Annotated in this window: 9 protein-coding genes; 2 read left to right on the top strand and 7 right to left on the bottom strand. The window is 43.4% G+C overall.

All coding sequences use genetic code 11. From position 1 onward, the window contains the following. Positions 1 to 91: 91 nt before the first annotated feature. The 5 genes from R7P74_RS23830 to rppH all read right to left on the bottom strand — a co-directional run bounded on the left by R7P74_RS23830 (position 92) and on the right by rppH (position 5430). Positions 92 to 943 carry a thymidylate synthase gene (locus R7P74_RS23830; RefSeq protein WP_005381947.1) on the bottom strand — a complete coding sequence of 284 codons (852 nt, stop codon included), beginning with the start codon at positions 941 to 943 and terminating at the stop codon, positions 92 to 94. Between the two features lie 9 nt (positions 944 to 952). Continuing rightward, positions 953 to 1774: a prolipoprotein diacylglyceryl transferase gene (gene lgt, locus R7P74_RS23825; protein WP_005381948.1), complete on the bottom strand. Its 822-nt coding sequence runs from the start codon at positions 1772 to 1774 to the stop codon at positions 953 to 955. Between the two features lie 87 nt (positions 1775 to 1861). Next, positions 1862 to 2653 (bottom strand): sulfite exporter TauE/SafE family protein, encoded by a 792-nt coding sequence (locus tag R7P74_RS23820; RefSeq protein ID WP_005385965.1) that lies wholly within the window; start codon positions 2651 to 2653, stop codon positions 1862 to 1864. A gap of 6 nt (positions 2654 to 2659) precedes the next feature. Further along, complete coding sequence (gene ptsP / locus R7P74_RS23815) at positions 2660 to 4906, bottom strand: phosphoenolpyruvate--protein phosphotransferase (RefSeq protein WP_005385966.1); 2247 nt, start codon at positions 4904 to 4906, stop codon at positions 2660 to 2662. A 2-nt stretch (positions 4907 to 4908) separates the two neighbouring features. Then, on the bottom strand, positions 4909 to 5430 hold the full coding sequence (gene rppH / locus R7P74_RS23810; RefSeq protein ID WP_005381953.1) for an RNA pyrophosphohydrolase: 522 nt from the start codon (positions 5428 to 5430) through the stop codon (positions 4909 to 4911). A 619-nt stretch (positions 5431 to 6049) separates the two neighbouring features. Here rppH and mutH point away from each other — a divergent pair. Then, positions 6050 to 6730: a DNA mismatch repair endonuclease MutH gene (gene mutH / locus R7P74_RS23805; protein ID WP_017821501.1), complete on the top strand. Its 681-nt coding sequence runs from the start codon at positions 6050 to 6052 to the stop codon at positions 6728 to 6730. A gap of 15 nt (positions 6731 to 6745) precedes the next feature. On the opposite strand, the gene R7P74_RS23800 is transcribed toward mutH, so the two are convergent. Then, positions 6746 to 7057: a DUF6482 family protein gene (locus R7P74_RS23800; RefSeq protein ID WP_005381772.1), complete on the bottom strand. Its 312-nt coding sequence runs from the start codon at positions 7055 to 7057 to the stop codon at positions 6746 to 6748. A gap of 154 nt (positions 7058 to 7211) precedes the next feature. Between R7P74_RS23800 and R7P74_RS23795 the strand changes: the two genes are divergently transcribed. Beyond that, positions 7212 to 8246: an NADP(H)-dependent aldo-keto reductase gene (locus R7P74_RS23795; protein WP_005381774.1), complete on the top strand. Its 1035-nt coding sequence runs from the start codon at positions 7212 to 7214 to the stop codon at positions 8244 to 8246. Positions 8247 to 8377: 131 nt separating this feature from the next. On the opposite strand, the gene R7P74_RS23790 is transcribed toward R7P74_RS23795, so the two are convergent. Next, positions 8378 to 8629, bottom strand: coding sequence for a hypothetical protein (locus tag R7P74_RS23790; RefSeq protein WP_005381776.1), 252 nt, complete (start codon positions 8627 to 8629; stop codon positions 8378 to 8380). Positions 8630 to 9207 lie beyond the last annotated feature (578 nt).

Here is a 9207-nt window from a genome sequence, read left to right as displayed (position 1 = left end):
TTTAAAATACAAAACGCCCGATGAAGTACATCGAGCGTTTTAGTTAAAAAGTGTCAACCCATATCAGGACGGGTCAGAAGAACGATACTCGTTACACTGAGAATGGGTAACGAATAGGATCGTGATGCTCGTACCCTTCAACCCAAAAGTCATCCAGTGTGACCCATGTTTCCAAATCTTCTAGAGATTTAATCTCTGGGTTGATATGGAACGTCGGCGCTTTTAATGGCTCACGCTTCAACTGAACATCGCGCATCAGTTCAAGCTGGTCTTCATAAATGTGAGCATTCACAATCTTATGAAATGCCTGACCAGGTTTCTTGCCCGTAATTTGCGCCATAATCGCCAAGAACACGTAAACTTGAACCATATTGAAGTTTAAGCCAAGCGGTACATCACACGAACGCTGAGTACTATTCAGGTAAAGCGTATCATCCAGCAATGAAAAATGGTGACTGTACATACAAGGACGCAAGCACCCCATGTGGAACTCACCCGGGTTGTAGAAGTTCAAGATTTCACCGCGATCATCAACACCACGCGTTAAGTCATCCACTATCTTACGTAGCTGGTCAACATGACCACCATCAGGTTTCGCCCAGGCGCGCCCTTGAACCCCATAGACACGGCCCATGTCGTCTTCACCTTTACGGTATGGGTTATTCAACCAGGCATCATTTAGGTTGGCATTGGCATCCCAGGTTTTCGTGCCCAGCTTACGAAAATCTTCCGCATTATCGTAACCACGAATATACCCTAATAGCTCTGCAACGGCCGCTTTCCAAAAACTTTTACGTGTGGTGACCAACGGAAATTGATTGTTCGCAACATCGTAGGTTAAATCCGCGTTGATTACGGTCAGGCAGCGCTTGCCTGTACGCTCATTTTCAACCCAAACACCTTGGTCAACGATGCGTTGACACAAATCTAAATACTGTTTCACACCAATACCTTACTTCGTCTTTTGTGGTAATTCGTCTTTGTAATGACCACGTTTGTATGCCCAAACCATCATGAGGACACCGATAACCACCATTGGCAGGGATAAAATCTGTCCCATGGAAATAAAGCCACCGAATAAACCCAAATGAGCGTCTGGTTCGCGCACGTACTCAACTAAGAAGCGGAATGTACCATATCCAGCTAAAAATAGCCCTGAAACAGAACCTAGAGGACGAGGTTTCTTGATGAACCAATTCAAGATGAAGAAAAGTACGATACCTTCAAGCGCCATTTCATAAAGCTGCGATGGATGACGTGGCAGTGGACCGCCATTTGGGAAAACGATCGCCCAAGGCACATCCGTTACTCGGCCCCACAACTCGCTGTTCATGAAGTTACCTAAACGCCCCATACCCAAACCAAATGGCACAAGCGGCGCGATAAAGTCAGCAACACCGAAGAAAGTTCGCCCGTTTTTGTGTGCATACCAGAACATCGCAGTAATCACACCCAGTAAGCCCCCGTGGAAAGACATACCACCGGTCCACACTTTAAATAGATACAAAGGGTCAGCCAGGAAGAGCTCAAAATTGTAGAAAAGCACGTAGCCTACACGGCCACCAATCACCACGCCAAGGAAGCCTGCGAACAACAAATCAGAAACCTGCTCTCGTGTCCAACCACTTCCAGGCTTATCTGCACGTCGGTTCGCTAACCATAGAGCAAACATAAAGCCCACAAGGTACATCAAACCGTACCAACGAACCGAAACAGGACCAATAGAGATTAAAACCGGATCAATATTGGGAAATTCAATATATCCCTGAGACATAAATCATTCTCTTCTTATCACAACAAAATAAATATACCCAAGTAACCTCTAGATGCTTGGTTCAGCGAGAATGACTTGGGTACAAACTTAGAGCAGCATGGTCGCTGCAACAAACATTAAGAACACCGCGAATATCTTTTTTAATACCGCAGTTGGAAGATTAGTTGCCAGCTTCGCACCCACTTTTGTTGTGAGCATCGAGGCCATAGCAATCGCTAATAAAGCGGGAAGATAAACATAACCAATACTGTATGAAGGTAAGCCTTCGACTTTATAGCCATGTAAGATGAAGCCGATCATACCAGAAATAGCAATCACGCAACCACAAACGGAGGATGAACCCACCGCTTTACGCATCTCTATCCCGTGTTTATTTAGAAATGGTACCGACAGTGAGCCACCACCAATACCAGCAAGGCTTGATACGACACCAATTCCCGTGCCGTAAACTACAGTCACAGGGCTGCTCGGCATAGGTTTACTGCTCGTAACTTTAATGGAACGAAACATTTGTACTGACAGGCAAAGAACAATGACACCAAACACTTTCGGCAAATAGTGTGTAGGGATCCACTCAGCAATATTGGCACCAACAAAGCCACCAATGACCACACCAGGCATCAACCATTTTACGACAAACATATCGACATTGCCGAGCTTAAGGTGATTCATCGCCGATGAGCCAGACGTGACAATAATACTCGCTAACGAAGTGGCTAAGGCCATGTGCATACTCATTTCTGGAGAGATCCCAGCAAGAGGAAGCAAATACAACAAGGCAGGAACAACAATCAAACCACCACCGATACCGAGTAACCCCGCCATCACACCCACAAAAGCGCCTAGCGCCAACAATAACAAAAATAAAGAGACGGTCACGATTTCCTACTTTTTACCTGCACGGATAAAGCCCGCAAAGCCCTGTTGAATGAAGAAGTCATGCATCATTTGATGAATGTCCTCCCCATAGGATTTTGTCATTGCTTGCTCCGCTAATTTTTCTAATTCTTCTTGTTGACTATGACGAATCAAATATTTCACCTTAGCCACGTTGGAGGTGTTCATACTCAAACTGGTATACCCTAACCCAAGTAAGAGAAGAGCGCCAAATGGATCACCCGCTAGCTCACCACAAATACACACGGGCACCTGATATTTATCACACACCTCATGGATTTGCTTAAGCGCTAACAGTACCGCAGGATGCATAGATTCATAGACATCCGCTACGCGCGAATTGTTCCTATCTACCGCTAATAAATACTGAGTTAAATCGTTTGTCCCGACAGAAACAAAATCAACACGGTGAGCAATCGTTGGCAACAGATACACCATCGATGGTACTTCAATCATGACCCCAATTTGTGGGAATTGAATTCTATCATCAAGCAAAACGGCTTCGCTGTGAGCTTGATTAATCAAGCTAATGGCATCGTCTAGCTCTTTTACCCCTGACACCATTGGCAATAAGATACTTAAGTTTCCGCTTTCTGCACTCGCTCTTAACATTGCACGCAGTTGGATCAAGAAAATGTCTGGATGATCCAATGTAAAACGAATGCCACGCCAGCCTAGAAACGGATTATCTTCTTCGATGGGCAAATACGGCAAAGGTTTGTCACCACCAATATCCAAAGTACGCATCACTACTCGTTGATTCGGATAGCTGTTAAGTATTGCTTGGTATTGATGATACTGCTCATCTTCCGAAGGAAAGTGATGCTGAAGTAAAAATGCAATCTCTGTTCGGTACAACCCAACACCATCAACACCTGTGTTGATGGCAATATTACTGTCTGCACTGAGTCCCGCATTCAGCATAATTTCGATATGGTGATTATCTTGCGTAACCGCAGGGAGTGCGAGGTCCTTGTTTACCATGGCAAACAATTCAGACTCTTCGCTTACTAAGCTGCGATACTCTCGCAACAACTGGCGGTTTGGCTCTAAGAAGATCTCACCCGTATAGCCGTCGACTATCCCGAGTTTGCCATTCACCACATCCGGATTAATGTTGGCGCCCATAACTGCAGGGACCCCAAGAGCTCGAGATAAAATGGCAGCGTGAGAGTTTGCGCCTCCCTCTAATGATACGACGGCTAACAAAAACTCTTTAGGTACAGAAGCGAGCAAGGTGGCAGTGAGTTCGTTCGCCACCAAAATAATGGGACGATCAATTGCAGAATTTTCTTGCTCGCTGTTGTGCAGAAAATAGAGCAGCCTTTGCCCTAACTCTCGGATATCTTGCGCTCTTTCACGCATGTATACATCCGACATTCTGGCAAATCGATTCGAGTATGACTCTACAACTTGGCGTAACGCCCAGTCTGCCCTATCTCCTTTTTCAATCTGCTTCTTCAAATCACCGCGAAGCATCGGATCATTCAGTAAGTGAGTAAACAGATCGAAGATCGCCAGCGCATCTTTGTTGATTTCACTGTCCAGTTTTTTCCGCATGCGGCGAAAGTCATTTAACGCTCGCTCTATGGCCACCAGTAGTGTCTCGTGCTCGCGTTCCTTATCTAACGTGGACGAAGGGAAAACATCCGATAAACTCGGCTGGGTATTGTCGAACCAAAACTCTCCAATCGCGACACCAGTAGACGCAGGCAAACCTTTTAATACCGTGGGTTTAGATGCTAACTGCCAATGCCCAAGATTCTGCGCATGTGCAATGAGCACCGCTAACTGAGCGGATAAGGTAACAAGAAACGATTCTTCCATTTCACTAAACAAGCGCGGCGTTTTTTGTTGGATCACCAACACACCTAAAACTTGTTTACGATGAATGATTGGAGTAGCTAAAAAAGAGTGGTAAATCTGTTCGCCGAGTTGAGGAAAGAATTTGAACTCGGGGTGTTTTGAGGCTTCGGCAAGGTTAAGGGGTTCAGCGCTTCGTTTTACCAACCCAACCAAGCCTTCATTGAAGTTGATATGAATACTATCACCTTCAAAAATAAGGCCTTGAGTTGCCATTAACTCAAGGCGCTGCATTTCTTCATTAGCAAGATAGATAGTACAGCACTCAGTACTAAGGGCAGCACAAGTCTCTTTCACCAATATATCGAGTGCCAGATGCACATCATCGACCCTGGAGACTTTCTCAACTATTTCCCTTAGCTGACTGAGCATGATTATCCTCTACGTTGCTTTTTTCTTTTCCCTTTCGCTTTTCTCTCTCGAAAAGGCATGGCTAAGGATGCAAATTCTTTCATCGCTCGTCGATAAACATCTCGCTTGAAAGAAACAACTTGCCTAACTGGATACCAGTAACTTACCCAGCGCCAACCATCAAATTCAGGGGATTTTCCGCGTTGCATATTAATGCGAGATTCATCGCATTCTAATCTCAGCAGAAACCATTTCTGTTTTTGGCCGATACAAACAGGCTTGGAGTCCCAACGCACCAATCGCTTTGGTAGCTTATATCTTAACCAATGACGACTTGTTGCAATGATCTTAACGTCTTTTTTCGTTAAACCGACTTCTTCGTATAACTCCCTGAACATGGCTTGTTCAGGGGTTTCACCTTCGTCAATCCCACCTTGTGGAAATTGCCATGAGTGTTGCCCGTATCGTTTAGCCCAGAAGACCTGACCATGGTTATTACATATCACAATACCAACATTAAGTCGGTAACCATCGCCATCTATCACTGGCTAACCTCTATGAATAAATTTTTTATTACCGTGATTTTTCCACATATCCCCATTACTAGCAAACTTACTGATGTGATATGAGCAAGATTTATTACCTTTTCACCATTTTTGGATATCTTTTAATCAAACCATACCTTATCAACACAAGAGTGAGACATTGCCCACATTTATTCACCTTTTCTGTGAATAACTTTGTGAAGAATTCAATTCAAATGAGTAATTCAGTTCAATCCCATCAAAAGCAAAACAAATGAACAAACAAAAAAATAAACATAAAACATTGATAAAAAGGTATTTATTTTTAAAAATAACGATAATTCGATCTTCAGTTTCTTGATGATCTTTTCACCAAACTCAGATCGGTCAAAGATCCACCAACAGGCTATTTATCCACACTCACCTGCTATTCGTTTAGATGATTACAACAAAATCAACCCCAAAAATGCATTTTAACCCCTGTTTATTCATACAGACCCCGCCAGGATCTTATCAATACCTCCTTCACCTGTGGATAAGTTATGAATTGATCGTTCTTACACCGCCTCGGTGAAATCTTAAACAGTAGATTTGGTCGGAGTTTGATAAACTATATTTTTTGTAATACCACCTTGTAACTATGAAACCAGAACCACAAACAGAAGCAGAGCTATTGGAACGAGCGCATGATATGGCAGGACTCAGTTTTGCTGAGTTGGCCGCCGAGGCGAATATGATTGTTCCTGAAAACTTAAAACGTGATAAAGGTTGGGTGGGTCAATTACTCGAATGGCACTTGGGCGCTCCAGCTGGCAGTAAACCTCAACAAGATTTCGCAAAACTAGGGATCGAGTTAAAAAGTATTCCGATTAGTTACTCTGGCAAACCTTTAGAAACAACCTTTGTTTCTGTGGCCCCCCTCACTGGTGTTCATGGTCTTACATGGGAAACAAGTCATGTTCGAAACAAGCTATCTCGTGTGCTTTGGGTACCCGTAGAAGGAGAACGAGAAATCCCACTCGCTGAAAGACGTGTGGGCAGTCCACTCATTTGGTCACCAGATGAAGAAGAAGAACGGATTTTGCGAAATGACTGGGAAGAGTTAATGGAGATGATCGTCTTGGGAAGATTTGATCAAATTTCCGCCAGACACGGAGAAGCGCTGCATCTTCGCCCTAAAGCCGCAAATGCAAAAGCGCTCACCGAAGCATACAACTCAAATGGTAAGCCGATGAAAACTCTGCCCCGAGGCTTTTACCTTAGAACACAGTTTACTGAACAGATCTTACTCAAGCACTACATTAACACTCAACCAGAATAAAACCATATCAGCTATTTAGTGCGTCACGAGCGATAACTCAATATCGCAGTACGAGGCTGCCTCTTCAGTGCCACATTCGTCATACGCATTGCGCAGCCTTAAATACGCTTTATCGACCCCTAGCCTCAATAGTTCTTCTTTTACTAAGTCTAGAGAGCCAAAATGTATCGGGTCTTCACCGTCTTTAATCGGCTCAAGTTGATGCTTGTACTCCACAGCTAAAAGATAGTCAGAGACATCAGAACACCCAATCACAAATACTTTGGGAGTTTTATAAGTATCTTTATGTGGACCATGTAGCCACATGTCCAATTGATGCTTCTGCATAACATACCTCCTTCACACGATCATTTAAGTGTAGTTAGGCTAACTGTAGCTTTCGAGTTTGCTCTTCCTTTATACGTAAATCATTTGCGATTGCGGCTAAAAATCCCCTATATTGGAGTCACTTATTTAGTCGGTAACTCTTCAAGGACGTGATATGCAATACACAAAACTACCGCACTCATCACTTGAGATCAGTAAAATCTGCCTCGGCACTATGACGTTTGGCGAGCAAAACACAGAAAAGGACGCCTTTGAACAGCTCGACTTTGCCCTCGATCATGGGGTGAACTTCATCGATACCGCAGAGATGTACCCTGTACCGCCAAACTCGGAAACACAAGGGCTCACCGAGCAATACATCGGTAATTGGTTAGCAAAAAGCGGCAAAAGAGAGAAAGTAGTACTGGCAACAAAAGTGGCTGGCCCTCGCAATGTTCCTCACATTAGAGACAACATGAGCCTTAATCGTCGCCACATCCATACAGCAATTGATGACAGCCTTAATCGTCTACAAACCGATTATGTCGATTTGTACCAACTACATTGGCCGCAGCGTCAAACCAACTGCTTTGGTCAACTCAACTACCCATACCCTGACAAACAAGAAGAAGTCACGTTAATTGAAACGTTGGAAGCGCTTACTGAATTAGTGAATGCAGGTAAAGTGCGCTATATCGGCGTATCCAACGAGACGCCGTGGGGTGTGATGTCGCTATTGCGTTTGGCAGAAAAACACGATTTGCCAAGAATTGTCTCCATTCAAAACCCATATAACTTATTGAACCGCAGCTTCGAAGTTGGCTTGTCTGAAATCAGCCATTACGAAGGCGTTCAGTTACTTGCCTACTCTCCTTTGGCATTTGGCTGCCTGAGTGGTAAATACCTAAACGGGGCAAAACCTGAAGGCGCTCGATGCACTAAGTGGGAGCGTTTTGCGCGCTACTTCACTCCGCAAGGTGTTAAAGCGACCGAAGCTTACGTCAATTTAGCTCAAGAGCATGGTCTAAACCCTGCACAAATGGCGCTCGCGTTTGTCAATCAGCGTCCATTTGTTGCTTCTAACATTATCGGAGCAACAAACCTAGACCAATTAAAAGCCAATATCGACAGTATTGATTTGCAACTTAGCGACGAACTACTTACTGAAATTCAAGCAATAGGTACAACTTACTCGAATCCTTGCCCTTAACAGTACCACCTTCAAACGAAAACAGCTGATCTTCAAGATCAGCTGTTTATCCAATGAAGTCATACTTCATATAAAAAGTTAAGCGTGTTGAATGACTCGTTAGCAACTCAGTCAGCCCAACACGCTAACGATTACGTCATTATTCGCGACGTTAAGACTCGACGAAGGTGACGAACTCGACGTTCAACTTTTACTGCATCCGGAACATTGGCACGTGTAGAACGACCATCGCGATCTAAACCAATATCTCTCAATAGATGAACATTCGTCCATGGAATATCATGAGCAGTTCGGCGTATGGTACGCTGCCATTGCTTTTCTTCGCGTTTAAGGTCTGCTTTCAATAGCAAAGTGGCCAATTGTAGGTAAATAGAGTGACGCATAATATTTTCTCCGATTATCGATGTATTCGACTGGGAAAAAATAGTGCGTAAAATGAACAGAAATATTCTGTTGATACTAAGCCGCTACTTTCCCGCAGCCTAGTAATAAATATGATAGGTTACGGATTAATTTTTATCTTGTGAGCCAGTGGTATTGGTATCATCCGATTTAAGGGTTATCGGAGCGATAGGCATACGATCAGCGCAAGCAGTGGTGTTAACAACGTAATGTTTCATCTTGCGCCTCCTAGCTAAAAATTAATCCGTTTATGAAAGGTATAACTCATTGAGTTACGGTTAAATTGTAAGCTTTGATGAATATATATCAAACATTTTTTGCCTTTTTGATTAAAAACAAATCAATACACCGCAATTTAGTTTCATATACTTTTACGTATAACATATTCACCTGAGGAATATATAAATTTGCGGATTTTATAAATCAAACCAAACAAAAAATAAAAAGAGCGGCTCTGTGGCCACTCTCTTTTATTGTATTTATTGTGCCGTCCTAAATAAGGTTGACACTTTCCACCCCCAAAATTGGAGAGTGTTATGAAATCAACAACTAAAAGAAC

The organism is Vibrio sp. 2033, assembly GCF_033339735.1.
The sequence above is the reverse complement of the archived record's forward strand: the minus strand, read 5'-3'. Positions and strand labels throughout refer to the sequence as shown.

Coding starts and splice junctions, on each gene's coding strand:
- lgt (WP_005381948.1), bottom strand. CDS start 1,774: ATGTCTCAGGGATATATTGAATTTCCCAATATTGATCCGGTTTTAATC.
- ptsP (WP_005385966.1), bottom strand. CDS start 4,906: ATGCTCAGTCAGCTAAGGGAAATAGTTGAGAAAGTCTCCAGGGTCGAT.
- mutH (WP_017821501.1), top strand. CDS start 6,050: ATGAAACCAGAACCACAAACAGAAGCAGAGCTATTGGAACGAGCGCAT.
- R7P74_RS23800 (WP_005381772.1), bottom strand. CDS start 7,057: ATGCAGAAGCATCAATTGGACATGTGGCTACATGGTCCACATAAAGAT.
- R7P74_RS23795 (WP_005381774.1), top strand. CDS start 7,212: ATGCAATACACAAAACTACCGCACTCATCACTTGAGATCAGTAAAATC.
- R7P74_RS23790 (WP_005381776.1), bottom strand. CDS start 8,629: ATGCGTCACTCTATTTACCTACAATTGGCCACTTTGCTATTGAAAGCA.